The 25064-nt window shown below is 71.3% G+C and carries 22 protein-coding genes; 15 read left to right on the top strand and 7 right to left on the bottom strand.

The window, feature by feature from the left end:
• The first annotated feature begins 121 nt into the window (after positions 1 to 121).
• The 5 genes from AB3388_RS05485 to AB3388_RS05465 all read left to right on the top strand — a co-directional run bounded on the left by AB3388_RS05485 (position 122) and on the right by AB3388_RS05465 (position 5722).
• Positions 122 to 1369 (top strand): YlbE family protein, encoded by a 1248-nt coding sequence (locus AB3388_RS05485; RefSeq protein WP_495409746.1) that lies wholly within the window; start codon positions 122 to 124, stop codon positions 1367 to 1369.
• Positions 1370 to 1427: 58 nt separating this feature from the next.
• Complete coding sequence (locus AB3388_RS05480; RefSeq protein WP_495409745.1) at positions 1428 to 2786, top strand: glutamine synthetase family protein; 1359 nt, start codon at positions 1428 to 1430, stop codon at positions 2784 to 2786.
• Between the two features lie 14 nt (positions 2787 to 2800).
• Positions 2801 to 3484 (top strand): gamma-glutamyl-gamma-aminobutyrate hydrolase family protein, encoded by a 684-nt coding sequence (locus tag AB3388_RS05475; protein WP_495409744.1) that lies wholly within the window; start codon positions 2801 to 2803, stop codon positions 3482 to 3484.
• Positions 3481 to 5013: a purine-cytosine permease family protein gene (locus tag AB3388_RS05470; RefSeq protein WP_495409743.1), complete on the top strand. Its 1533-nt coding sequence runs from the start codon at positions 3481 to 3483 to the stop codon at positions 5011 to 5013. Before AB3388_RS05475 ends, AB3388_RS05470 begins: the two co-directional genes overlap by 4 nt.
• A gap of 73 nt (positions 5014 to 5086) precedes the next feature.
• Positions 5087 to 5722, top strand: coding sequence for a flavodoxin family protein (locus AB3388_RS05465; protein WP_495409742.1), 636 nt, complete (start codon positions 5087 to 5089; stop codon positions 5720 to 5722).
• Here AB3388_RS05465 and AB3388_RS05460 read toward each other — a convergent pair.
• From AB3388_RS05460 to AB3388_RS05435, 6 genes are all read right to left on the bottom strand, one after another.
• A complete protein-coding gene (locus tag AB3388_RS05460) occupies positions 5674 to 6729 on the bottom strand; it encodes a LacI family DNA-binding transcriptional regulator (protein ID WP_495409741.1) in 1056 nt (351 codons plus the stop codon). The genes AB3388_RS05465 and AB3388_RS05460 overlap by 49 nt on opposite strands.
• A gap of 95 nt (positions 6730 to 6824) precedes the next feature.
• Positions 6825 to 7352, bottom strand: coding sequence for an Lrp/AsnC family transcriptional regulator (locus tag AB3388_RS05455; protein ID WP_495409740.1), 528 nt, complete (start codon positions 7350 to 7352; stop codon positions 6825 to 6827).
• Positions 7353 to 7409: 57 nt separating this feature from the next.
• A complete protein-coding gene (locus tag AB3388_RS05450) occupies positions 7410 to 8900 on the bottom strand; it encodes an APC family permease (RefSeq protein ID WP_495409739.1) in 1491 nt (496 codons plus the stop codon).
• A gap of 150 nt (positions 8901 to 9050) precedes the next feature.
• Entirely contained in the window at positions 9051 to 10349 is a 1299-nt protein-coding gene (locus AB3388_RS05445; RefSeq protein WP_495409738.1) for a YlbE family protein, read from the bottom strand.
• Between the two features lie 9 nt (positions 10350 to 10358).
• On the bottom strand, positions 10359 to 11705 hold the full coding sequence (locus AB3388_RS05440; RefSeq protein ID WP_495409737.1) for a glutamine synthetase family protein: 1347 nt from the start codon (positions 11703 to 11705) through the stop codon (positions 10359 to 10361).
• 165 nt (positions 11706 to 11870) lie between these two features.
• Entirely contained in the window at positions 11871 to 12908 is a 1038-nt protein-coding gene (locus AB3388_RS05435) for an NAD(P)-dependent alcohol dehydrogenase (protein WP_495409736.1), read from the bottom strand.
• A 185-nt stretch (positions 12909 to 13093) separates the two neighbouring features.
• Here AB3388_RS05435 and AB3388_RS05430 point away from each other — a divergent pair, with 185 nt between their 5' ends.
• The 6 genes from AB3388_RS05430 to AB3388_RS05405 all read left to right on the top strand — a co-directional run bounded on the left by AB3388_RS05430 (position 13094) and on the right by AB3388_RS05405 (position 19387).
• Positions 13094 to 14335 (top strand): aromatic ring-hydroxylating oxygenase subunit alpha, encoded by a 1242-nt coding sequence (locus AB3388_RS05430; RefSeq protein WP_495409735.1) that lies wholly within the window; start codon positions 13094 to 13096, stop codon positions 14333 to 14335.
• Positions 14336 to 14533: 198 nt separating this feature from the next.
• A complete protein-coding gene (locus tag AB3388_RS05425) occupies positions 14534 to 15547 on the top strand; it encodes a helix-turn-helix transcriptional regulator (RefSeq protein WP_495409734.1) in 1014 nt (337 codons plus the stop codon).
• Between the two features lie 115 nt (positions 15548 to 15662).
• Positions 15663 to 16127, top strand: coding sequence for a hypothetical protein (locus AB3388_RS05420; RefSeq protein ID WP_495409733.1), 465 nt, complete (start codon positions 15663 to 15665; stop codon positions 16125 to 16127).
• A gap of 22 nt (positions 16128 to 16149) precedes the next feature.
• Positions 16150 to 17244: a 2Fe-2S iron-sulfur cluster-binding protein gene (locus AB3388_RS05415; RefSeq protein WP_495409732.1), complete on the top strand. Its 1095-nt coding sequence runs from the start codon at positions 16150 to 16152 to the stop codon at positions 17242 to 17244.
• Positions 17245 to 17267: 23 nt separating this feature from the next.
• Positions 17268 to 17717: a nuclear transport factor 2 family protein gene (locus AB3388_RS05410; protein ID WP_495409731.1), complete on the top strand. Its 450-nt coding sequence runs from the start codon at positions 17268 to 17270 to the stop codon at positions 17715 to 17717.
• A 194-nt stretch (positions 17718 to 17911) separates the two neighbouring features.
• On the top strand, positions 17912 to 19387 hold the full coding sequence (locus tag AB3388_RS05405) for a purine-cytosine permease family protein (protein ID WP_495409730.1): 1476 nt from the start codon (positions 17912 to 17914) through the stop codon (positions 19385 to 19387).
• Between the two features lie 328 nt (positions 19388 to 19715).
• On the opposite strand, the gene AB3388_RS05400 is transcribed toward AB3388_RS05405, so the two are convergent.
• A complete protein-coding gene (locus tag AB3388_RS05400) occupies positions 19716 to 20939 on the bottom strand; it encodes an ROK family protein (RefSeq protein WP_495409729.1) in 1224 nt (407 codons plus the stop codon).
• A gap of 139 nt (positions 20940 to 21078) precedes the next feature.
• Here AB3388_RS05400 and AB3388_RS05395 point away from each other — a divergent pair, with 139 nt between their 5' ends.
• Genes AB3388_RS05395 through AB3388_RS05380 form a run of 4 tightly spaced genes read left to right on the top strand, consistent with a single transcriptional unit; the run spans position 21079 to position 25044 of the window.
• The gene (locus AB3388_RS05395) at positions 21079 to 22158 is read left to right on the top strand and encodes a substrate-binding domain-containing protein (protein WP_495409728.1); all 1080 of its coding nucleotides are present in this window, start codon (positions 21079 to 21081) and stop codon (positions 22156 to 22158) included.
• Positions 22159 to 22214: 56 nt separating this feature from the next.
• Entirely contained in the window at positions 22215 to 23255 is a 1041-nt protein-coding gene (locus AB3388_RS05390; protein WP_495409727.1) for an ABC transporter permease, read from the top strand.
• On the top strand, positions 23252 to 24076 hold the full coding sequence (locus AB3388_RS05385; protein ID WP_495409726.1) for an ATP-binding cassette domain-containing protein: 825 nt from the start codon (positions 23252 to 23254) through the stop codon (positions 24074 to 24076). Before AB3388_RS05390 ends, AB3388_RS05385 begins: the two co-directional genes overlap by 4 nt.
• Positions 24073 to 25044 (top strand): nucleoside hydrolase, encoded by a 972-nt coding sequence (locus tag AB3388_RS05380; protein WP_495409725.1) that lies wholly within the window; start codon positions 24073 to 24075, stop codon positions 25042 to 25044. Before AB3388_RS05385 ends, AB3388_RS05380 begins: the two co-directional genes overlap by 4 nt.
• Positions 25045 to 25064 lie beyond the last annotated feature (20 nt).

Below are 25064 nucleotides of genomic sequence, written 5' to 3'. Positions count from 1 at the left end.
CGCGGTCTCCGCAGGGTCCGCGCCCGTGGCCGACGTCCGCCTCGGCGCTCCGCTCCACCCCTGAACCGCCCGGCCGGCCGACGACTGCCTGTCCTCGGCCGGCGAGAACCTGGAGGTACCCGTGCACGACTCCGACGCCCGGACCGAGGCCGCGAACCGCGACGCGGTGCAGCGGCTCTTCGACGGGGAGCCCCGGCTGGTGGACGTCCGGCCGGCGATCGACGCGCTGCCCGGGATGACCAGGGACACCGTCCTCACCTCCGGCCCGCCGCTCCCCTGGTCCGAGTACACCGGCGGGCAGCGCCAGGCCATCCTCGGCGGCGTCGTCTACGAGGGGCTCGCCCCCGACCTGGAGGGGGCCGAGAAGGCCCTCGCCAACGGCGACGTCCGGGTGGCCGGCTGCCACGACTTCGCCACCGTCGGCTCGCTGGCCGGCGTCACCACCGCCTCGATGCCGGTGCTCGTCGTCGAGGACCGCAACAGCGGCCACCGCGGGCACTGCACGCTCTTCGAGGGCGAGACCAAGGCCCGGCTCAACTACGGGCTCTACAACCAGGACGTCCAGCAGAACCTGGAGTTCCTGGCCGACGTGATCGGCCCGACGCTGGGCGAGGTCGTCCGGTCCGTCGAGGGCGGCATCCCGCTGCGGCCGCTGATCGAGCGGGCCCTGCGGCAGGGCGACGAACTGCACAGCCGTAACACGGCCGCATCGCTGCTGTTCCTGCGCGAGATCGTGCCGGCCCTGCTCGACCTGGCATCACCCCACGCACGCGCGCTCACCGACTACATGACCTCGGGGGACTACTTCTTCCTGCGCTTGTCGATGGCCGCGTCGAAGTCGATGGCCGACCGCGCCTACGACGTCCCGGGCTCCTCCGTCGTCACCGCGATGGCGTTCTCCTGCCGGGAGTTCGGCATCCGGGTGGCCGGGCTCGGGACGCGCTGGTTCCGCGGCCCGCTGCCCACCCCGGAGACCCACCAACTCTTCCCCGGGTTCACTGCCGACGACATCGAGGTCATGGGCGGCGAGAGCCCGATCACCGAGGTCAACGGCCTGGGCGGGCTGGCCCAGGCCGCGGCGTTCCCGCTGCAGGCCTACCAGGGCGGCACGCCCCAGCGGATGGTCGAGCGCAACCTCGAGATGTACGAGATCACCGTCGCCGAGCACCCGACGTTCCGCATCCCGTTCCTGGAGTACCGCGGCACTCCGGCCGGCATCGACGCCCGGCGCGTGGCCGCCACCGGCATCACCCCGGTCATGGACGTCGGCATCGCCGGGCGGGCCGGCGGTCAGATCGGTGCCGGTTGCTTCCGCGCGCCGCTCCAGCCCTTCCTCGATGCCGCCGCGGCCCTCGACGCCACCGCTTGACCCCGCATCCCATCCACTCCCCCGCACATCTGCGCAGAGCACCGACAGGAGAAACCACATGGACACCGTCAACGAGATCAGCGACGAGCACCGCAGGCTCGCCGAGGACCTGGCCGGGCAGGGCGTGAAGTACGCCCTCGCCAGCTGGATCGACGTCCTGGGCCGCCCGAAGTCCAAGACCGTCCCGATCGACCACCTGCCCAACCTGCTGGCCGGGTCGGAGCGGTACACGCCCCGCGGCATGGGCGGCATCGGCGTCATGGACCCGGTCGAGGACGAGGTCGCCGGCATCCCGGACCTCTCCAGCCTGAAGATCCTCCCCTGGGACCGGCGGGTCGCCTGGATGGTCGCGGACATGTCGTGGGGTGGCCGCGAGCCGTACGCGCTCTGCCCGCGCTCGATCCTGAAGAAGCAGGTCGCGGCGGCGGCCGAGCTCGGCTTCGTCGCCCAGCTCGGCGTCGAGCCGGAGTTCTACGCCTTCAAGCCCGAGTCGCTGCACGAGGACAGCCGCCAGCTCAAGCCGATGGCGCTGTCCGGCGAGATCAAGCCGTCGCCGGCCTACGACGTCGAGACCACCGTCGACTCGCTGCCCTTCCTCGACAAGATGGCCAGCTACATGGCCGAGCTCGACTTCGGGCTGTTCAGCTTCGACGCCGAGGGCGGCGAGGGCCAGTACGAGTTCGACTTCGCGCACGCCCCGGTGCTGCAGTCGGCCGACCGGCTGACGCTGTTCCGCTTCATGGCTCGGCAGGCGGCCAAGGAGTGCGGCCTGCTGGTCACCTTCATGCCGAAGCCTTTTGCTGATCTCTGGGGCTCCGGCGCGCACTTCAACATGAGCCTCGAGGACGCCGACACCGGGAACAACGTCTTCCGCGAGGGCACCGGCAACGAGGCCTGGACCAAGCTCGCCTACGCGTTCGTCGGCGGCGTCCTCAAGCACGCCCGCGCGCTGACCGCCCTGGCCAACCCGACGACGAACTCCTACCGGCGGCTGGTCCCCCGGCTGGCCGACGGCCAGATCTCGTGGGCGCCCACGAAGATCAGCTACGGCTACAACAACCGCTCCTGCATGCTGCGGCTGCCGGCCAACCGTCCGGCGCTCGAGAACCGCGCAGTGGACAGCTCGGCGAACACCTACCTGACCGCCGCCTACATGCTGGCCGCCGGCCTGGACGGGATCCGCAACAACATCGACCCGGGCGAGGCGCGCGACGACCTCTCCTACATGGCCCAGGTCGACAGCCTGCCGCGCAGCCTGCTGGAGGCGGTCGAGGCGTTCGAGGCCGACCCGCTCACCCACGAGGTGTTCCACCCCAACTTCATCCGCGAGTACGCCGAGATGAAGGTCGCCGAGTGGGATCGCGCCAACCTCGAGGTCACCGATCGCGAGCGCGCGGCCTACCTGCTGAACCTGTGACCGTCGTCGGCATAGTGGCGGGGTACGCGGACGGGGCGCTCTCCCTCCTGCGGGCGTACGTCGACGCCGTGCTCGCCGCGGGCGGCACCCCGGTGGTGCTGCCCGCGGCCTTCGGGCCGGGCGACGACCGCCTGGAGGAGTCGCTGCACCCGGTCGAGGCGCTCCTGCTGACCGGCGGCGGGGACATCTCCCCCGAGCGCTACGGCGCCCGGCCCAGCACCACGCTGGACCACGTCGACCCCGTGCGGGACGACATGGAGCTGCGGGCGCTGGCGTGGGCCGAGCGGACCGGCGTCCGGGTGTTCGGCATCTGCCGGGGCGCGCAGCTCATGGCGGTGGCGCACGGCGGCAGCCTGTTCCAGGACCTGCCGGCAGCGGGCTTCGACGCGCACGTCGACATCCGGCACGACCGGGGCTACGCGACGCTCCGGCACGGGCTCAAGGCCGAGCCGGAGACCCTCACCAGCGTCGTGCTCGGCGACCTGGACGAGGTCAACACCCACCACCACCAGGCGGTCCGGTCCCCCGGTGAGGGGCTGACCGCCACCGCGTGGAGCTCCGACGGCGTGATCGAGGCGATCGAGGGTCCCGACCTGCTCGGCGTGCAGTGGCACCCCGAGACCCTCTGCGCCACCGATCCCCGGCACCTACGTCCCTTCCAGTGGCTCGTCAACGGAGAACAGGGGTTGCGCACGTGAACGGAGACAGCAGCACCGCAGCACCGCCCGCCGTCAAGGACCAGGTCGGGAGGATCGAGCAGTACGGCGTCGAGTACATCCCCGAGGGCGAGCGGCGATCCGGGCCGAAGAACATCCGGGCCATCCTCTTCGGCGGCAGCCTGACCTTCAGCCTGATCATCATCGGCTGGTTCCCGATCAGCTTCGGGCTCAGCTGGTGGCAGGCCGCGAGCTCCGTGGCGGTGGGGTCCGCGTTCGGCGCGGCTCTGCTGGCGCCGATGGGCCTGATGGGACCCCGCACCGGCACCAACAACCCGGTCTCCAGCGGCGCCTACTTCGGCGTCGCCGGGCGGCTCATCGGCTCGTTCCTGGAGGCGACGGCGTCGCTCGCCTTCGCCGCGCTCAGCATCTGGACCGGGGGCGACGCGCTGGCCGGCGCGCTGCAGGCCTTCTTCGGGATCGAGGACGACACGGTGCCGCGGCTGGTGGCCTACGGCGTCCTGTCGGTGATCGTCACGGTCGTGTCGATCCTCGGGCACGCCAACATGGTCGCCGCGCAACGGTTCATGCTCCCCACGGCCGGCCTGGTCATGGTGGTCGGGCTGGTCGTGTACGGGCGCGACTTCGACGCCTCCTACGCCGGGACAGGGGAGTACGCGCTCGGCGCGGCCCTGCCCACCTGGGTGCTCTCGGCGCTGATCTGCGGCTCGACCGTCGCCTCGTACGGCGCCTACGCCGGCGACTGGACCCGGCACATCTCCACGAAGCTGCACACCAACGGGTCCATCGTGCGGTCGCTGTTCCTGGGCGGTCTGTTCGGGATGGGCGGCCCGTTCATGTGGGGCACCTTCACCTCTGCGGCCATGTTCTCCGCCGGCACCGCGGACGCCGGGACGCCGTACGTGCTCGCCCTCGTCGACGCCGCCCCGCTGTGGTTCGTCCCGGGCCTGATCTACATGGGTCTGGCCTCGGGGACGGCGCAAGCGGTGATCAACACCTACGGCACCGGCCTGGACACCTCCGCGATCATCCCGAAGCTCAACCGGGTCCAAGCCACCCTGCTGGCCTGCGTCCTGGCCACGGCGCTGGTGTACATCGGCGAGTTCAGCCAGGGCATCGAGGACGGCGTCAGCGTGTTCCTCACCCTGCTGGCCAGCTTCTCCATCCCGTGGATCGTGATGGTGACGATCGGCCACCTGCGCCGGAAGGGCTGGTACGACGTCGACGCCCTGCAGGTCTTCAACCGGGGCGAGAAGGGCGGCATCTACTGGTTCCGGCACGGGTTCCACCTGCCGGCCATGACGGTGTGGGGCCTGGCCACCGCGGCGGGGCTGCTCTGCTCCGCCAACACCTGGTTCGTCGGCCCCGGCGCCGACCTGCTCGGGGGCACCGACGTCGGCTTCCTGGTCGCCGGGATCGTCGCCGCGGTGCTCTACCCGCTCGCGCTCCGGCTGTTCCCGGAGCCGCCCGAGGTGTTCGGCCCGGCGGACGACTCGTCCGCCGGCCGCGCAGCCTGGCCGCAGCCGGCGAGCGAGACGGAGCTGGTGTGATCGGCGCCGCCCCGGCCGGCCCCGCCGCGCGGACGTCCGCGCGGCGGGGCCGGCCCCGTCCCGGGACGCCGCGGTGAGGGTCCTCGTCCTCAAGGCCAGCCCGCGCCGCGACGGCAACTCGGCCCTGCTCGCCGACGCCGCGGCCGCTGGTGCCCGGGAGGCCGGGCACGAGGTCACCGTCCTGCACCTGGACGACTTCGTGGAGGGAATGCTGCGCGACTGCCGCACCTGCCGGCGCGACGACGGCGCCTGCGGTATCCCCGACGGCTACGAGCGGCTGCTGACCGAGCACCTGGTCCCCGCCGACGCCCTCGTGCTGGCGACCCCTCTCTACTGGTACGGGATGAGCGCGCGGCTCAAGAGCACGGTGGACCGGCTCTTCTGCTTCATGTCGGAGGGCTATCCGGGCTCCGCCGCCGTGCTGGCCGGGCTGCCCGGCAAGCGGATCGCCGTGCTCATCGCCTGCGAGGAGAGTTACCGCGGCGCGACGCTGGGCCTGCAGGCGCAGTTCCAGGAGCTGACCCGGTATCTCCGGCAGGACCTGGTCGGCGTCGTCGTCGGCATCGGCAACAGCCGTGGTGACGTCCGGCACGACCCCGGCGACCCGCTGGGGGCCGCCGCCGACCTGGGCCGGCGGCTCGTCGACCTCCGGGTCACCGACTACCGGTTCGACACGCCTCGCGACCAGGCCGTCTGGTCGGCCGGCTGACGCAGGGTCGAGCCCCGCGCGCACAGCTCCACGGGGACGGCGACGTCGTGCGGGGCCGCCCGGGTGTCCTCGACGAGGTCGAGCAGGGCGCCGGCGGCCGCCCGGCCGATGTCGCGGGGGTTGAGGAACGTTCCGGTGACCTGCGGAGAGGTCAGCTGGAGCACCGAACTGTCGACGGCGCTGCAGACCCCGAGCTCCTCGGGCACGCTCAGGCCGCGTCGCTGCGCCTCGTGCAGCACGCCGAGCGCGAGGTCCTCGGAGCTGGCGTAGACGGCGTCGGGCCGGGGATCGCGGTCGAGCAGTTCGCGCAGCGCCTCGGCGGCCGCCTTCTCGGTGGGCGGTTCGTCGACCCGGACCACGAGCGGCTCGACCCCGCGCGCCCCCGTCCAGGCGGTGTAGGCCTCGAGCATGTCGGAGGTGTAGGAGCGCGCGGTGCTCGTGATCATCAGCGCCGGGCGCCGGTAACCCTGCCCGGCGAGGTGGTCCAGCATCGCGCCGGCGGCAGCCCGGTGGTCGTTGTCCACGACGGCCACGACGGGCTCGACGAGCGTCGGCCGGCCGGTGGTGACCATGCGGCGGGGGTGGTGCCACCGCTCGGCGAACAGCGGCTCGTCACCGCGCGGGTCGACGATGATCACGCCGTCGACGGCGAACTCCTCGACCGTGGCGGCGTCGGCGTTCGGTGGGGTGAGGATGAGGGCGTATCCCCGCTCTGCAGCGGCGGCCGCGGCGCCGTTGAGCAGGTCGAGGAAGTAGTCCGACCGCGGGATCAGCGCGCTGGAGCTCGTGTCCCCCGTGAAGCTGGCGACCTGGACGGCCAGCGTGCGGCTACGGCGGGTCACCAGTTGCTGGGCGTGGACGTTCGGCCGGTACCCCAGGTCGGCGACTGCCTGCTCCACCCGGCGACGCGTCGCCTCGGCGATCCGGCCGTTCCCGCTCAGCACATGGGACACCGTGGTGATCGACACGCCCGCCGCTTCCGCGACATCACGGATCGTGGTCGGCACGCCGCCCCCATCTGTCCGGGGCCAAGCCAATCGCGGAGGAGCCCACTGCCGGCGAGCTTACTGATCTGCCCACCGGGGACATCCCGTCCGCCGGCTCAGGGGATCTCCCACTCGTAGGAGAACTTCTCGATCTTCAGGATCAGCGACGTCTCGACGTCGGTGATCCCCTCCATCCGGCCGAGCACGTCCGTGGAGAACCGGACGACGTGCTCGTGGTCGGTGAAGAACGCCTCCAGGATCAGGTCGTAGCGGCCCGCCGAGACACCGCAGTAGCGCACCTCGGGCCGCTCGACCAGTGCGTCGGCGACCTTCTGCAGCGCCTTCAGCTGGACCGAGATACCCATGATCGCCGAAACCGTGAGCCCGGCGAGCCGGGGCGTCGGCACCGCGACGATCTGCACGAGGTCCGCCTCCAGCAGGGCCGCGAGCCGCTTGCGGACGGTCGTCTCGGTCACGCCGAGGCGACGGGCGATCTCGGTGTTGCTCGTCCGGCCGTCGACCTGGAGCACGCGCAGGATCTCGCGGTCGGTGTCGTCGATCGCCGCCGGGAGCGGGCCACCGGTCACCGCGGCACCCTCGGCGGTCCGGCCGTTGAACTCGGTCGGGATGCTGCGACGGGGCATGGGCGAGAGCCTAGGAGACCGCCCGGTCCACGATGGGTGGCCGAGCGGCCGGGCACGTCAAAAGACCTCCGTCCGGGTGAGGGCCGCGTAGCGGGCGGGGTCCCGGCGGCGCAGCGCCACAGTGATGACGACACCGACGGCGAAGGCGACCGGCAGGCACGCCAGCAGCAGCACGTTGACCCAGTCGGTGCGCCCGCTGAGCAGGTCGAAGTTGACGGCGACCAGCCAGGTGGCGACGACGAGGCCGACCAGGCTCGCCAGCGGAGCGACCAGGGTGGACCACACCGACATCCCGTGCCCGGCCGCGTGCCGCCGGAAGAAGACGACGATCGCCACCGCGCACAGCGCCTGCAGGACGATGACGGCCAGGATGCCCGGCCCGACCATCAGCAGGAACAGCCCCAGGTAGGCGTCGGCCCCGGCGAGCGCGAACAGGAGGACGACGACCACCGCCGCGGCCGCCTGCACGCCGCTGGCGACGAACGGCGACCCGTGCCGGGAGTGCACCGCCGCCAGCCGGCGCGGCAGCAGCCCCTCGCGGCCGAGGGTGAACAGGTACCGCGACGCCGTGTTGTGGAACGCGAGCGTCGAGGCGAACGCGCTGCTGATCAGCAGCAACTCCATGACGACGGTCGCCCAGTGCCCCACGTACTGCTCGGTGGCCAGGAAGAACAGCTCCGTCGGGTTCGCCGAGGCCGCGTCGACGATCTCGGACTGGCCGAAGGCCACGACCGCGATCCAAGCCATGAACGTGTAGAAGACCCCGAGGAAGCCGAGCGCGAGGTATGTCGCCCGGGGCACCGTGCGGGCCGGCTCGCGCGTCTCCTCCGCGTAGATGGCGGTCGACTCGAAACCGATGAAGGCACCGAAGACGACGGCGAACATGGCCCCCGTGCCGCCGCCGGCGAAGATCGCCGACGGGGAGAAGGACCCGAAGTCCAGGCCTTCCGGGCCGCCGTCGAGGAGCACCGGGACGGCGAGGACGAGCAGGATCGCGACCTCGGCAAGCAGCGCAACGCCGAGCACCTTGGCGGAGAGGGAGATCCGCCGGTGGCCGAGCACCGCCACGATGGCGATCGCGGACGCCGCGAACACCGGCCAGGGAACGTCCACGCCGGTCAGCCGGCTCACCGTGCCGTTGGCGAACGCGCCGAAGGCACCCAGCTGCCCGATCGCGATGACCGAGTACGCGCACAGCGCGAGAACCGCGGCGCCGCCTCCGATCGGCCGTCCCAGGCTGCGCCCGATGTAGGAGTAGAAGGCCCCGGGATTGCGGATCCGCAGCGCCATCCGCGTGAACCCGACGGCGAAGAGCAGCAGCACCAGCGCCGCGACCAGTTGCGCGCCGGGCGCGCCGACCCCGCCGATGAGAAAGGCCAGCGGGGCGAAGCCGGCCACGACCAGCAGCGGTCCAGCCGCGGCCACGACGAAGAACGCCAGCTCGAGGGGGCCCATCCGGGTGCGCGAGAGCCGGGCGTCCCGGACCGCTTCGGTGTCGCCGGGCGACGAGCCGGGAGTGCGCGGCCGGACGGGGTCGGACGTGGTCACGGGATCTCCTGCGGGTGCGAGCGCCGGCTGGACGGGAGTGGTGCGGGCCCACGGCGCCCGGCGGAGAAGGGGATCACTCCTCCGCCGGGCGGTGCACAGGTTGTCAGCCCGGGCGGGCGGGAGGGGCCACGGCCCGCCCGGGCGGCTCGGTCAGCCGGTGGCGTACCGGCGTCGGTAGGCGTCGGCCGCGTCGGTGAAGCAGTCGAGGTCCGGGCGCAGGACGCCGGCGCCGATCTGGCCGCCGTCCTTGCCTGCCAGACCGCCGTCGATGACCGGGACGACGCCGGTCTCCAGAACCTTGAAGACGTCGATGCCGACCGGGGAACCGCGGAAGTCCAGCGGCGGCAACCGGAAGTCCGGGTGCTCACCCACCGTGATCGCGTACATCGCCTCGTTGTTGGCGCGCATCGCCTCGTTGGTGCCGCCCTGATAGGCCTGCAGGGTCGGCGCGCAGGCCTGGGCGAAGCCGCCCAGCCCGATCGTCTCGGTCACGCAGCTCTCCCCGCCGATCCACTCGGCGTCGGCCTCGGTGAAGCCCTCGAAGAACCGGCCCGTCAGGCGCGGATGCGCCCCCCGGAACCACTCGTCGTCGAGGCCGGAGACCCGGATGCCGAACTCGCGGGAGTTCAGCGCCATCCCGGTGAGCACGCTGCTGTACGGCACCCCGTGCGCGGCGTCCGCGGTCGCCTTCGCCGCCGCCATGCCGACCCGCAGGAACGCGTACTCGTTGCGGCTGAGGAACTCGAACACCGCGCGCGCCGCCGGGGCGTGCTTGGTGGACTCCAGGTCCAGGAACGCCGGGGTGAGCTCCCGGGTGAGCAGCAGCGTCGCCGCGGTGTTCCGGCTGTGCAGCTCGTCGCCGAGGCGTAGCGCCCGGGCCATGAGCGGCTTGAGCCGGATCGGCCCACCCCGTCGCAGGCACTCGGCCAGCAGCGGGCCCATCACCTGCTCGAGCCAGCGCAGCCCGGTGACGACCTCCTCCCCGTAGGAGCCGTAGTTCAGCCGATGCCGGCTCTCGCCCTCGTAGAGGTTGCAGAAGGCGGTGTTGCCGTGGGTCTCGTCGCGGACGACGAGCACCGGCATGGAGGCGGTGTAGATGCCGGCCACCGAGCCGATGCAGGCGTGCTGCTGGGTGCTGCGCACCCGGACCCGGCCGGCCTCGATCGCCCGCTCGGCCTCCTCGAGGTCGGCGGCCAGCCCCTCGTACACGGCGGCGTAGAGGACCGCGCGGCGCTGGCCGCCGGTGTACTCGTGCCACTCCAGAGGCGCGCCCGAGGTCAGGATGGTCGAGGGCGTCATGCCGGGGACGACGTCCCCGGCCGGCGCGACGTCGACCAGCACCGGCTCGGCGGCGGTGAGCCGGGACAGGGTCTCGGCGTTGGCCGCGCGGCGCCGCTCCTCGACCTCGGCCGGCAGGTCCAGGACCGCGGTCTGCTCGTCGATGCTCATCCGGCGGCCTCAGATCCGCTGCAGGTAGGTGCGCGTCTCCCAGTCGGTGACGACCGACCGGTACTCGTGCGCCTCCTGCCGCTTGTAGGCCAGGTAGGTGGCGTGGAAATCGCCGCCGAACACGTCCTTGGCGACCTCGTCGGTCTCGAACTCGTCCAGTGCCTCGTCGAGGGTGGCCGGCAGCGCGAGGTTGCCGTACTTCGCCAGCTCCTCCTCGGTCAGCTTGTAGGTGTCGCGGTTGATCGGCTCACCGGCGTCGAGCTGGCGCTTGATGCCGTCCAGGCCGGCGGCCAGGACCATCGCGATGCCGAGGTGGTAGTTGACCGCGCTGTCGGCGGTGCGGACCTCCAGGCAGTGCCGGTTCACCGGCATCCGGCACATCAGGGTGCGGTTGTTCTCGCCCCAGGCCCGGTGCACCGGCGCCCAGGAGATCTCGTCCATGAAGCCCTTGCTGGTGAACCGCTTGTAGGAGTTCACCGTGGGGCAGATGACCGCGTTGATCGCGCCGGCGTGGGCCAGCACCCCGGCGACGAACTGCCGGGCGAGGTCGCTGTAGGCCCGGGTGCCGTCGCCGGCGGCGAAGACGTTCTCGCCGGTGTGCAGGTCGGCCAGGCTGATGTTGATGTGGGCGGCCGAGCCGAAGTCGTCCTGGAACGGCTTGGGCATGAAGGTCGCGATGCAGCCCTGCTCCCGGGCCACGTGCTTGGCCATGAGCCGGAACAGCACCATCCGGTCGGCCATGGTCAGCGCGTCGGTGTAGTCGAAGTTGAACTCGTACTGGCCGTCGCCCCCCTCGTGGTCGAAGGAGTAGACGCCCCAGCCCAGGCTGTTCATGTGCTCGACCATCGGGCCGAGGAAGGGCTCCGCCATGATCGTGGCCTCGAGGTCGTACCCGCGGGTCGGCGCGTTGACCCGGTCGTGCGGCACCAGCGGCTCCCAGCCGTCAGCGGTCTCCCGGACGACGTAGAACTCGGGCTCGATGCCTACGTTGGCGGTGAACCCGGCTGCCGCGGCGGCGTCGACCTGGCGGACCAGCGCGTTGCGCGCGTCCTGGTCGTAGGGCTCGCCGTCCAGGTGCAGGCGGGTCGGGACGAGGGCGAAGCGGGGGTCCCACGGCAGCACGGTCAGCCGGTCGAGGTCGGGGATGCCGGCGCACTCGTCCTCGTGCGGGCCCAGGTCGCCCATGCCCTCGAGCGCGCCAACGGTGTAGAGCTCCGAGCCCTTCGCCATCGAGGGCAGCGACGCGACCGGCACGCACTTGCTCTTGGGCACGCCGTGGATGTCGGTGTACCAGCCGAAGACGTACTGGACGCCTTGCTCGATGAGCTGGTCGCGCAGTTCCTGCGCCGGTGTCATGGCTCACTCCTTGATCGGATTTCGCAGCAGTCTGGCGTCTTGACGTCGAATGTCAAGCGCTTGCCGCATAGCGATAACGGTGTTTCGATTCGAAGGTGGTTTCGTGCGGACATGCCGCAGCCGTGGCCCACCCTGGGGCGGGCCACGGCGTCGGTCAGGCGGAGATCAGCGACCCGCGCCCGGGGTGAGGACGGCGCGACCGCGGATCCGGCCGTTGTCCAGGTCGTCGAGGGCGGCGACGGCGTCCTCGAGGGCGTACCGCTTGGTCTCCAGCTTCACCCGGTCGCGGACCACCAGGGCCATCAGCTCGGAGAGGTCGGCGTAGTTGCCGACCATGGTGCTGACGACCGTCAGCTCCTTGAGGATCATCTCCATCGTGGCGAAGCCCAGCTGGGCCCCGTAGCCGACGATCGAGTACGTGCCGCCCTGGCCGAGCAGCGCGATGGCCTGCTGCGGGGTGTCGCCCTCGACGACGAAGTCCAGGACGAGGTTCGCGCCGGCGCCGCCGGTCAGCTCCGCGACCCCCTCGGCCGCGTCCTCGACACCGAAGACGGCCTCGGCTCCCACCTTGGCGGCCAGGTCACGGCCGAGCTCGCTCTTGTCGACGGCGACGATCCGCGCCGGGGTCATCTCGGCGAGCAGCTGCAGGCCGATGTGCCCGAGCCCGCCGCCGGCCCCGAGCACGACGGCGGTCTGCCCGGGCTGCAGGATCTTCGAGGCCTTGCGGACCGCCCGGTAGGCGGTCAGCCCGGCGTCGGCGTAGGGCGCGACGTCGACCGGGTCGATCTCCGGCGGGAGCAGGACCAGCGCCCGCTCCGAGGTGCGCATGTACTCGGCGTAGCCGCCGTCGGCGTTCACGCCGGTGAACATGCCGGCGACGCAGTACATGTCCTCGCCGCGCCGGCAGCCGGCGCAGACGCCGCAGGTGGCCAGCGGGTGGCAGATCACGGTGTCGCCCACCTTGACGCTGGTGACCGACTCCCCCACCGCCTCGACCCAGCCGGCGTTCTCGTGGCCCAGGGTGAACGGCAGCTCCGGACCCATGACCTCCTCGAACCAGCCGTCGCGCACGTGCAGGTCGGTGCGGCAGACCCCAGCCCCCCCGATCCGCACGATCACGTCGTGCGGGCCCCGCAGGTCCGGCTGCGGAATCTCGTCGAGACGGGGCGGGACGTGGTACTCGTGGAGCCGGACGGCCTTCATCTGCTTCCTCCAGGGATGTGACAGGGGCCTCACCGTGATCGCCGGTTCCCGCGGCCGCAATTGGCGCAATGGCCAGTCCGCACCCCGTTGACCTCGAAAGATCGGCCTTTGCGCCAATGGACCCCCGCCGCAGGGCCGTCGACCATCCGGGGTGACGAGCGCCACATCCACGCGGAGGTCCCACCATGTCGCTGACGGAAGCCACGCCCCCGAACAACGCTGCGGCGCGCAGCCGGCTACGGGGCGCCGAAGAGCTCGAGGGGCTGCTCGAGGTGCTCGCTGAGCGTGCCGCCCGCCCGCTGGAGGAGGCCCGCGCCCTGCCCGGTGCCTTTTACACCAACGAGGCGCTCTACGAGCTCGAGGTCGAGCAGATCTGGCGGAAGTCGTGGATCCACGTCGGGCGGGTGGAGGAGCTGGCCAACCCCGGCGACTTCATCAAGCGCGACATCGCCGGCGAGCCGATCCTGATCACCCGCGGCCAGGACGGCGAGATCCGCGCCCTCTCCCGGGTCTGCCAGCACCGGTTCATGGACATCCTGTCCGAGTGCGACGCCCAGAAGGGCAACGCCGAGAGCTTCGCCTGCCCGTACCACAAGTGGACCTACGGCCTGGACGGCAAGCTGCAGGGCGCGGCGCACATGGGCAAGAGCAACCTCTTCCAGCGCCAGAAGGACGACATCGCGCTGCCGGTCTTCCGGACCGCGACGTGGCAGGGGTTCGTGTTCGTCAACCTCGACCCGGACGCCGCCCCGCTGAGCGACACGATGAGCCAGATCGAGCCCCGGCTCGGCCACTACGACATCAGCGAGTGGCGGCTGGTCGACCGGATCATCTGGGGCGAGTGCGAGGCCAACTGGAAGATCGTGGTGGAGAACGGCCGGGAGGCCTACCACCACATCGGCACTCACCTGAACTCGCTCGAGGCACTGTGGCCGGCCCACATGGTCGACTTCGAGGAGGTCGAGACCAACGACTTCTTCTGGGCCCGGATGTTCGTCTCCCCCGAGGCCGCCATCGGCCAGGAGGACGGGCACTACCTCAACCCGGTGCTGCTGCCGCCCGCGCCGAACCTGACGCCGTATGAGAAGTCGAACTACATCGTCGCCGGCATCTACCCGGGGTTCATCCTCGTCCCCGGCCCGGACGCCACGCTGACGATCAGCCTGGTCCCGACCGGCCCCACGTCGCACTACGTGGAGCTGGACATCCTCGCCCACGAGACCGCGCTGTCGGACCCGGAGCTGCCGGAGAAGGTGAAGGAGTACCGCGACTGGCTCGCCTCCATCCAGGGCGAGGACGCCAAGGCGCAGTGCGACGTGCAGATCGCACTGTCGACCCGGACGAACGTCGACGGCGGTCCGCTGTCGCACCTGGAGCGGGCGATCCTGATCTTCCAGCGGTACCTGGCCAAGAAGCTGGTCGGCTGAACCGGCGAAGGCCCGTCGCGTCCCCGCCCGGTGGCTGGGAACGCGACGGGCCTTCGTCGCGTCCAGGCCGGAGCAAGTCTCCGGCCTGGTTCGGATTCCGGTTTTTTCTGTTGACTCTGGGTCGAATCGCTGTACCTCTGCCCGAAAGAGGAGCACCATGCCGTCGCCGGGTGCTGCTCTGTCGACGGGAGGTATCTCATGGCCGGCATGCCGCCCTGGCAGGGCTTCGCGCTCGGCAGCGACGCGGTCGAGGTGGTCTCGCAGGTCGCCGGGATCGTCACGTCCTCCGCCTCGGTGGAGGAGCGGATGGAGGAGGTGCTCGACCAGCTCCGGCGGGTGTTCCCGTTCGACGCCGGGATCGTCACCAGCTCGGCGACGACGCCGTCGGGTGCCCGGACGCCGATCACCGTCCGGGGCTACGAGGAGAGCTTCGTCGATTACCTGCTGAGCCCCGAGTGGCAGGCCGAGCTCATCGAACCCTTCGGCATGCCCCGCACCGGGTGGCCGCTGCGGGAGCGCGACCTCCCGGTCGACCCGATGACGGTCCGCGGCATCGCCGAGTACGGCCGCGCCCAGGGGCTCTACGAGGGCATGGTCAGCGCGCTGCACACGCCCGACGGCCGGCACACCGGCTTCCTCATGCTCTCCGGCGCCAGCCCCGAGTCGCCCTCGGACGAGGCGTGCGCGGTGGTGGGCCGGCTCTCCCTCGCGCTGGCCAACATGGTCGATCCGCTGCAGTCGGCGCGCGTGCTGGCCAGGACGCTCGAGGGTGACGCCTGCTCGGTCGCCGTCCGCCCCGACGGGACGGTGCTCCCGCTGCAGCCGCCGGTGGGCGAGGACTCGCCCCTGACCGGGCTCCCCGTCCAGGAGATCGTCGCCCGCGCGCTGCCCGAGGGCCGGCGGACGGCGTCCTTCCTGTGGCCTCGCCCCAGCGGCGGCTGGCACTCCTGCCAGGCCTTCCGCTGCTCCGACGGCCTCGTCGTCCTCGCCGTCCGGGACGCCGCCCCGCTGCACGACCTGACCCCGCGCGAGCTCGAGGTGCTGACCAGCCTCACCACGGGGGACTCCAACAGCGACATCGCCGACCAGCTCTCGGTGACCACCCGGACGGTGCGCGCCCACGTCGAGCACGTCATGGCCAAGCTTCGGGTGGGATCGCGGTCGGCTGCGGTCTCCCGGGCGCTCGCGGAGGGCCTGATCCTCCCCCGCTGACCCGCGCCCCGGTCAACCCCCGTCGAAGATCGGCGTTTGCGCCAATTGTCGGCCCGCGCCTTTCGACTGTGAGATCGCCCACCAGGAGCCACTCGCACAGACAGAGGTGAGGAACGTGAAGGTCCGGATGATCGCCGCCGGCACGGCCAACTGGGAGACCCCGGTCCAGATCGGCGTGGACAAGTGGGCGGTGAACTACGAGACCTGGATGGTCACCCGCTACAGCTTCGAGAACGGCCGCGTGATCCACGTGAAGACCCGCTACGCCGGCGTGGACGACATCGACCTGGGAGCGGCCGCTCCGGTCTCCGGCGGGTTCGGCCACATCGAGGGCAACGACGAGGACGGCGACCAGCTCTTCGGGCGCGTCGACTGGGTGGTCCGCGAGGGCTACCAGGGGGGCGTCTACACGTTCCTCGGCGGCACCGGGAAGTGGAAGGACGCCAGCGGCACCGTGGAGGCGGCGGTGTGGACCGACGAGGAGGAGCACGAGCAGGTCATGCCGCCGACCGGGCCGATGCGCAACTACGGCTTCGTCGACGGCGAGGGCGAGCTGTCGGTCCCCAACCTGGGCTCCTGAGCACCGCGGCGGTCTGCGCACCATGCCCCCTCAGTCCCGGCGTGCGGACGCCCGGCCGTTCTCGCCGCTCGCGCGGCGGCGGGCGCCCGCCCTGCACCGGCTCCGGGTCGCCGACGTGCGGCGACTCACCGAGGACTCGGTGAGCATCACGTTCGAGGTGCCGGACCACCTCCGCGAGGACTTCCACTTCCGGCCGGGGCAGCACCTGGTGCTGCTCCACCCGGACGGCGAGACGCGGCGGATCTACTCCATCTGCAGTCCCGCGGGCGGCCTGCTCCGTGTGGGCGTCAAGCGGCAGGACGGCGGGGTGTTCTCCACCTGGGCGATCACGCAGCTGCGCGCCGGGGACGAGCTCGACGTCATGACCCCGATGGGCCGGTTCTGCCTGGACCTGCTCCCCACGCACCGCAAGCACTACGCCGCGATCGCCGTCGGCAGCGGGATCACCCCGCTGCTGTCGCACGTCGCGACGGCGCTCGAGGTGGAGCGGCACAGCCGGGTGACGCTCGTCTACGCGAACCGGACCCGCGCCGGCACGATGTTCGCCGACGAGATCGACGACCTGCTCGCCCGGTTCCCCGAGCGGTTCACCGTCCACCACGTGCTCTCCCGTGAGTCGGCGCCGGGCGGCTCGCCCGCCGGGCGGCTGACCACGGCCCGGCTGCGCGAGCTCCTGCCACCGGACGACGTGGACGAGTGGCTGATGTGCGGGCCGGAGGAGCTCGTCGGCGAGGTCACCGTGCTGCTGACCTCGCTCTCGGTGCCGGCGCGCACGATCCACCGGGAGCTGTTCACGTCCGGCACCGAGGAGGCCGAGGAGGCGTCGGGGGTCGTCGTCGACAGCGACGTGACGGTCATCGTGCGCGGCGAGAAGACCACCGTGCGGGTGGGTGCCGACGACCGCTCCGTCCTCGACGCAGTGCTGCCCGTTCGGACCGACCTGCCCTACTCCTGCCGGGACGGCGTCTGCGCCACCTGCCGGGCGCTGACAGTCGAGGGCTCGGTCGTCATGCGCCGCACGACCGGGCTGGACGCCGACGAACTCGGCGCCGGCTACGTCCTCACCTGCCAGGCCCGCCCCACCAGCGAGCGTGTCGTCCTCGACCTCGACGCCTGACCACCTCTGTCCAGGAGATCATCATGAGTACCGACGAGCAGTCCGTCCGCGAGGTCATCACCGGCTGGCTGCGGTCGATGAAGGCCCTCGACTTCGCCGCTGGTCAGCAGTACTGGGACCGCGACTTCGACGGGCTGGTCTACATGCCCGAGGAGCACGTCACGCCCGTCACGTCGTGGGACGACCTGCTGCGCTACTGGGACGGCGTCTTCGGGCACGTCGAGGCGGTCCCCCAGTGGGACGAGATCGCCACCGAGGTCGGCGTGCTGGGCGACGCCGCGTTCGGGTTCACCCGGCTCAGCACGCGGATCAAGCTCCGCGACGCCGAGCCCACCTTCGACGGCGAGGTCCGCTGCTCGTTCGTGCTGCGCCGCACGCCGGCCGGCTGGCGGCTCGTCCACTACCACGAGTCCCGCCTGGTCGGCGTCGACGAGGCACTGGAGTCGCTGGCGGGGGCCGCGTCGGCCGGCTGACCCACCCACGGTCGCGGGCGCGCGGTACCGGCGCTGCCCGAGCTCCACCGGGTGCGGGGATCCCGTCACGGCATCCCCGCACCCGCGCTCCGACGTGCTGCGGCACGTGTGCACCACGTCGTCCGGCCGTCCCCGGGCGGACGACCGCACGGATCGGCTGCGCGGAGACGCCGCGCTCGCTTCGAGGAGTCCCCATGTCCGACACCCAGCTCACCCCGCAGGGACACTCCGCGGCCCCGGCGACCGACGTCGCCGGCAAGGTCGAGGTGCGAGGCATCGACTTCGTCCCGCCCGAGGAACGCCACGGAGGCCCACGCGACGTGGCGTGGATCTACTTCTCCGCGAACCTGCTGTACCTGTTCTTCGTGCTCGGCGGGACGATGATCCTGCTCGGGCTGTCGCTGTGGCAGGCGATCGGCGTGGTCGTCGCCGCGAACCTCGTCTACGTCCTCGTCGGCTGGCTGGCCACCAGCGGCTTCGCAGCCGGGGTGCCCTCGGCAGTGATCACCCGGGCGGTCTTCGGCGTCCGCGGCAACCGGGTCTGCATGTCCGGCGTGATGTGGGTGATCGCCGTCGTCTACGGCGCGATCAACCTGGCGCTCGGCGCGCTGGCCGGGTTCGCGCTCGTCGGCGAGCTCGGGGTCACGGTCAATGTGCCGGTCCAGGTGGTCGTCCTGCTGGCGCTGGCCGTGGCGACGTTCACCGTCTGCATCTACGGCCACGCGACGATGGTGAAGCTCTCCCCCATCTTCGGGATCGTCATGAGCGTCGTGCTCGTCCTGCTCGGCGTCTTCGTCATCCGGGAGGCCGACTTCGGCTACGCGCCGGCGGCGCCGCTGGAGGGCGCGCCGCTGCTGGCGACGCTGCTCATCGGCTTCACACTGATCGCCGCGCCGGGGATGTCCTACGTCAACGGCGCCGATTTCGCCCGGTACCTGCCCGTCTCGTCGTCCCGGGGCAAGGTGACCCTCTGGACGGCGGTGGGCGGGATGCTCCCGTCGATCGTCATCTCGCTGCTCGGCGTGCTGGCCGGCACCCGGATCGACATGACCGACCCGCAGGTGAGCATCGCCGAGATCGTGCCCGGCTGGTTCTACCCGCTGTTCCTGCTCGTGGTCGTCGCCGGCTCGGTGTCGAACAACGTGCTGCTGGCCTACTCGGCCGGGCTCTACCAGCAGGGTCTGGGCATCAAGCTGAGCCGGGTCCGCTCGGTGCTGTTCATCGGCGTGCTGATCACCGCGGTGGCCATGTACGCGTCGTTCGCCACCGACTTCCTCGTCGCGGTGAGCAACTTCCTGCAGTTCAGCATCGTCGTGCTGGCCCCGCTGATGGCCGTGTACGCGACCGACATCGCGGTGCGCCGGAACCGCTACGACGGCCTGGCGCTGCACGACGAGACGCCCAGCGGACCGTTCTGGTACCGCGGCGGGATCAACTGGGCGGGTGCCATCGCGCTGCTGCTCGGTACCGTCACCGCTCTGCTCTGCGTCAACACGACGCTCTGGACCGCCCCGATCGCGGTGGCGCTCGACGGTGCCGACCTGTCGGTGATCGTCGGCGCGGTGGTCGCCTCGATCGCCTACCTGGCGCTGCGCCCGCTTGCCCGGCCGGACGGCGACCCGCTCCGCGAGCCCGCTCCCGCGGCGCCCCAGCGGGTGCGGGCAGAGTGAGGACAGCGGTCTGAGGCACGGGCGGCCGGACGAGGCATCGACCTCGTCCGGCCGTCTGTTTCCGCAGCTCAACGTGGTTGGCCACCATCATGGCACCACGCGTGGGCCACTGTGCACACGCGCTGAGCTCTCCCAGCGCGTAGGGACGGCGGGGAGTTCGCAAGCCAACCTCCCGGTGCCAACCCCGGAGTCCTCCCCAAACAACCGCGGGCGGCCCGGACTGACACGATTGCCAGACCGACGGCCGAGGCACCTGTCGGGCGCCGCGTAGGCCAGCGGTGAGCGCAGTGCGCGACGCCCGTGCGCGCTCCTTCTGCAGCGAGCTCCCTCAGGCTTCGACGCCGAAGCTGGCAACGATCTCGTCGACGCGGTCGGGATCGAACACGTGGTCGGCGATCAGCCAGGCCAAGCCGAGTACGCCGGGGTTGGCGACGCCGCTCGTCGTGATGGACAGCTTGCGGGTGGCCAGCGGGGGCGAGCGCCGGTAGATGACCTCCCGCACCGTCGCCAGAATGATGTCGTCGAGCTCGGCCAACTGGCCGCCGAAGACCACCATCCGCGGGTTCACCGTGTTGACCAGGTCCGCAACCGCGGCGCCGACCGTCGCCGCAGCGGCGCGGACGTGCTGGAGCGCGGCCAGGTTGCCGTTGCGGACAGCGAGGACGAGGTCGTCCATCGTCGTCACGTCGATCCCCTCCTCCGCAAGGTCGCGGAGGACCGCCCAGCCACCGGCGTAGGCCTCGACGCAGCCATCGTTGCCGCACCGGCAGAGCGGGGCGTCGGCAACCGACCCATTGACCGGGGTGTGCCCGATGTCGCCGGCGGCGCCGTCGGCGCCCCGATAGAGCTGGCCGCCGAGAACCAGCCCGGTACCGACCCCGGTACCCATCTTCACGAAGACGAGGTCGTCGACGTCCGGGTGGATGACCCGATGCTCCCCCGTCGCCATTGCGTTGACGTCGTTCTCCACGATCACGGGGCAGGAGTAGTCGGCGGCGAACCAGCCCGGGATGTCGAACTCCTGCCAGCCGGTCATGATCGGTGGGCTGACCACCCGCCCCGAGCCGTGCTCGACCGGCCCGGGGACGGAGATCGCGATCCCAAGGACGCCGGAACGCTCGAGCCCGCGGTCGGCCAGCAGCGCGGCGAACAGCTCGCTGATCTGCGTGAGGACCACCTTCGGCCCGTCAGTGATGTCGAGCCGCTCGTACCGCTCCGTCAGCACGGTGCCGATCGGGTCGCAGACCGCGGTGCGCATGCCGGTGGCGCCGGTGTCGGCCACGAGGAAGACGCCCTGCCCGAGATTCACGGTGTACCGCTCGGCGGGTCGCCCGCGCGCCCCCATGGGCGACGCGTCCGCCGGCGGCGCGGCCGGGGCGAGGAAGCCGGCGGCGACCAGCGCGTCGATGCGCTGCGATACCAGCGTCCGCGAGAGGCCGGTCATGGCGACCACGTCGCTCTTGGTCACGCCACCGTTGGCCTGGTGGCGCACGAGTTCCAGCAGCGCACCCGGCGTCAGGCGCAACCGCGGGAAGGCCGCGCGTCGGCTCATGGCCTCCACCCCCTTGCATCGTCGAGGCACGAATCTAACAGAAAATGTCGTAAAGATGTTGTTTCATGTCGTTAACCTGCTACGGTCGCGGCAACCGTCCCATCGGACGCCCCCCACTCGGGAGCTTCAAGGAGCTGACATGCGCCACACCCTCCGCCGCAGCCGCACCGTCGCCCTGGCTGCGCTGAGCATCTCTGCCTTCACCCTCGCTGCGTGTGGAGGCGGTGAGTCGGGCGGCAGCAGCGCGAGCGGGGACGAGGAGCTGTTCGTCACCCTCATCACCAAGGACCCCAACGACCCGTTCTGGGTGGCGATGATCGACGGCGCCCAGCAGAAGGCCGACGAGCTCGGAGTGGAGCTGACCACCGCGGCGGGCCGGGACCAGACCGACGCCGACAGCCAGATCCGCGCGATCGAGGACGCCATCACCCGCGGCGACGACGGCATCCTCATCGCCAACAACGGCCCGGCGGTCAACGACGCGATCCAGAAGGCCAAGGACGCCGGCCTCTTCGTCGTCGCCGTCGACACCCCGACCACCCCGGTCGACCTCGTCGACGCGACCTTCGCCTCCGACAACCGAGAGGCCGGCCGGCTCATCGGCCAGTGGACCGCCGGTGCCCTTGGCGGCGAGACCGCGAACATCGCCTTGCTCGACCTGTTCGGGGACAAGGTCGTCGGCATCGACTACGAGCGCGACCAGGGCTTCCTCGAGGGCATGGGCATCGACCTCGCCGACGAGAACAAGAACGGCGACGAGGCCCCCACCGGCACCTACTCCGGCGGCGACTACCAGATCGTCTGCAACGAGGCGACCGACGGCGCCGAGGACGGCGGCCGCACCGCCATGGAGAAGTGCCTCTCCATCAACCCCGACATCAACGTGGTGTACACGGCGAACGAGCCGTCGGCGCTAGGCGCCTTCCAGGCGCTGCAGGCGGCGGGCAACACCGACGCCCTCGTCGTGTCGATCAACGGCTCCTGCGACGGGATCGACGGCGTCGTCGAGGGTCAGTTCGGCGCGGTGTCGCAGCAGTACCCCAGCCGGATGGGTGCCATGGGTGTCGAGGCCGTCGTCCAGAACGTGCGCGAAGGCACCGTTCCGGAGGCCGACCCGGAACTGGGATTCACCAGCACGGGTATCCAGCTGGTGACCGACGAGACCGTCGACGGCGTCGAGAGCATCTCGTCCGACGAGGGCAAGAAGCTCTGCTACTGATCGCCGTCGCCGGCTGACGCCGACCGGTCGTCGTTCCCTGGTAGAGGAGAAGGCGTGTGACCACTACAGCCACCGAGGGCCACCTGACCGCTGCCGAAGCGTTCAAGAAGCGGCCCCTCACCGTCGCGCAACGAGTGCAGCGGGTGCTGCATCGCCATCCGGAGATCAGCCCGCTCGTCGTCCTCGTGGTCGCCGCGGTGGTCTTCCAGTTCGCGAACGACCGGTTCCTGCTGCCGTCGAACCTGTCGCTGATCCTGCAGCAGGTGGCGATCATCGGCGCTCTGGCCGTGGCCCAGACGCTGATCATCCTCACGGCGGGGATCGACCTGTCGGTCGGCGCCCTCATGGTCTTCGTCTCGATGGTCATGGGAACGCTGGCCGACTCCGCCGGCCTGCCGGGTCCGGCGGCCTTCCTGATCGGCTTGCTCATCGGGATGGCCGCCGGCCTGGTGAACGGCGTCCTGGTCGCCTACGTGAAGTTGCCGCCGTTCATCACCACCCTGGGGACGCTGAGCGTCTTCACCGCGCTGGCCCTTCTGATGAGCGGCGGCGTCTCGATCCAGGGCGAGAACCTCGGCTCGTTCCTCACCTGGACGGCGACGTCGTTTCCGGTGGGTCCGTTCCAGTTCACCGTCGGCGTCGTCCTGGTGCTCGCGATGTACGTGATCATGAGCACCGTCCTCGCGCACACCGCCTGGGGGCGGCACGTGTACGCGGTCGGCAGCGACGAGCCCGCCGCCCGGTTGGCCGGCGTGCAGACCCGCCGGGTGCTGCTCACCGTCTACGTCGTGGCCGGGGTGCTCGTCGCCCTCTCGGCGTGGGTGCTCATCGGGCGGAACAATGCGGCGACGACCAGCACCGCGGTCGACGCCAACCTCGACTCGATCACCGCTGTCGTCATCGGCGGCACCAGCCTCTTCGGAGGCCGCGGGCGGCTGATCGGCACGTTCCTCGGCGCCGTCATCGTGGGTGTCTTCCGCAACGGGCTCTCGCTGGCTCGCGTCGACGTGCTCTACCAGACCCTCGCGGTGGGCGTGCTCATCATCGCCGCCGTCGCCCTCGACCAGTGGATCCGGCGGCCGGGAGGCATCCGATGACCGCGGCGACGCACGAGCAGTCGATGAGCGCCAGCAACGGCCGGGCCCCGATCCTGTCCGCGCGGGGTCTGATCAAGGCGTACGGCCCGGTCATCGCCCTCGACGGCGTGGACCTGGACCTCTGCGAGGGCGAGATCCTCGCGATCATCGGCGACAACGGCGCCGGCAAGTCCACCCTCATCAAGTGCCTCACCGGAGCGGAGATCCCGGACTTCGGGACCATCTACCTCGGCGGCGAGGAGGTGCGGTTCAAGCGCCCGCAGGACGCCCGCGAGAAGGGCATCGAGACCGTCTACCAGACGCTCCCCCTCGCCCCCGAGCTCGACATCGCGACCAACCTGTTCCTCGGCCGCGAACTGCGCCGGCGCGGGCCGCTCGGCAGCATCCTGCGCCTGCTCGACCACGGCGAGATGCGCAGGCAGGCCGAGGAGAAGGTCAACGCGCTGGGCATCCGCACGCTGCAGGACATCACCCAGGTCGTCGAGACCCTCTCCGGCGGGCAGCGGCAGGCCGTGGCCATCGCCCGGGCGGTCGCGTTCGGCAGCCGCATCGTCGTGCTCGACGAGCCCACCGCGGCGCTCGGCGTCCGCGAGACCGCGCACGTGCTCGATGTCCTCCGGCAGCTACGGGACCGGGGCCTCGGTGTGATCCTCATCAGCCACAACATGCCGAACGTCTTCGAGGTGGCCGACCGGATCCAGGTCCAGCGGCTGGGGCAGTGCGCCGCCGTCATCTCGCCGAGGACGCACACCCCGGCCGACGCCGTTGCGATCATGACCGGCGCGGTCACGGTCGACGCCGATCGCGAGGGCACGGCATGAGCCCGGCCCCGCGGAAGATCCTGCTCGACACCGACCCGGGCGTGGGCATCCCAGGCACCGACGCGGATGACCCGATCGCGCTGCTCCTGGCGCTCGCCGACCCGCGGCTGGACCTGCTCGCGGTGACGACGACCTTCGGCAACTGCCCGCCGGAGCTCACCGCCCGCGGCGCCGCCGCGGTGCTCGCCGCCGCCGGCCGCAGCGACATCCCGGTCGCCATGGGCCGACCGACCCCGCTCGAGGGCGAGCTGGCCCCCGTGCTCCAGAGGGCGTACGCAGGCGAGCGCGGCCGCGAGGGCCGCATTCCGCTGCCCGGCCCGGACGCGGTCTCGGCGATGACCGCCCCTGAGCTCATCGCTCAGACCGTCCGCGCGCACCCGGGCGAGGTCACGGTGGTGACGATCGGCCCGATGACCAACCTCGCCGAGGCGCTGCTCGCCGACCCGGAGCTGGTCACCCTGATCTCTTCCGTGGTCTTCATGGGCGGCGCGCTCGGCATCGAGCCCACATACGGGCGCGGCAACATCACCCCGAACGCCGAGTGCAACATCTACTTCGACGCCGCCGCGGCGGACGTCGTCTTCCGGTCGGGGATCGACCTGACCATGGTCAGCCTCGACGTGACCAACCCGGCGACCGGCCTGGTCCTCGAGGAGGACACCGTCCGGTCGATCGAGCCGATCACGCCGGCCCGCAGGCTCTTCGCCGACGTCTCAGCCACCTACCTGGACGCCCCGATGTTCGACTGGGGTCACGGGTGCGTGCTGTACGACCCCCTCGCCGTCCTCGCCGCCGCTGAGCCCGTGGGCAAGTGGGAGGACATCCGCGTCCGCGTGGAGACCGGCGGCGGAGAGCTGCACGGCGCCACCGTCCGCGGCACTGACACCGATCCGCTCGTCCACGTCATGGTCGACGTCGACGGCCGGAGCGCGGTCGACCAGATCGTCCGCACCATCCTCACGCTCTGAGCGCCCGCTACCCCGAACCA

The organism is Geodermatophilus sp. SMS 5-13, assembly GCF_059428245.1.
The sequence above is the reverse complement of the archived record's forward strand: the minus strand, read 5'-3'. Positions and strand labels throughout refer to the sequence as shown.

Coding starts and splice junctions, on each gene's coding strand:
- AB3388_RS05480 (WP_495409745.1), top strand. CDS start 1,428: ATGGACACCGTCAACGAGATCAGCGACGAGCACCGCAGGCTCGCCGAG.
- AB3388_RS05455 (WP_495409740.1), bottom strand. CDS start 7,352: ATGCCCCGTCGCAGCATCCCGACCGAGTTCAACGGCCGGACCGCCGAG.
- AB3388_RS05445 (WP_495409738.1), bottom strand. CDS start 10,349: ATGAGCATCGACGAGCAGACCGCGGTCCTGGACCTGCCGGCCGAGGTC.
- AB3388_RS05440 (WP_495409737.1), bottom strand. CDS start 11,705: ATGACACCGGCGCAGGAACTGCGCGACCAGCTCATCGAGCAAGGCGTC.
- AB3388_RS05435 (WP_495409736.1), bottom strand. CDS start 12,908: ATGAAGGCCGTCCGGCTCCACGAGTACCACGTCCCGCCCCGTCTCGAC.
- AB3388_RS05430 (WP_495409735.1), top strand. CDS start 13,094: ATGTCGCTGACGGAAGCCACGCCCCCGAACAACGCTGCGGCGCGCAGC.
- AB3388_RS05425 (WP_495409734.1), top strand. CDS start 14,534: ATGGCCGGCATGCCGCCCTGGCAGGGCTTCGCGCTCGGCAGCGACGCG.
- AB3388_RS05415 (WP_495409732.1), top strand. CDS start 16,150: ATGCCCCCTCAGTCCCGGCGTGCGGACGCCCGGCCGTTCTCGCCGCTC.
- AB3388_RS05410 (WP_495409731.1), top strand. CDS start 17,268: ATGAGTACCGACGAGCAGTCCGTCCGCGAGGTCATCACCGGCTGGCTG.
- AB3388_RS05405 (WP_495409730.1), top strand. CDS start 17,912: ATGTCCGACACCCAGCTCACCCCGCAGGGACACTCCGCGGCCCCGGCG.
- AB3388_RS05400 (WP_495409729.1), bottom strand. CDS start 20,939: ATGAGCCGACGCGCGGCCTTCCCGCGGTTGCGCCTGACGCCGGGTGCG.
- AB3388_RS05395 (WP_495409728.1), top strand. CDS start 21,079: ATGCGCCACACCCTCCGCCGCAGCCGCACCGTCGCCCTGGCTGCGCTG.
- AB3388_RS05385 (WP_495409726.1), top strand. CDS start 23,252: ATGACCGCGGCGACGCACGAGCAGTCGATGAGCGCCAGCAACGGCCGG.
- AB3388_RS05380 (WP_495409725.1), top strand. CDS start 24,073: ATGAGCCCGGCCCCGCGGAAGATCCTGCTCGACACCGACCCGGGCGTG.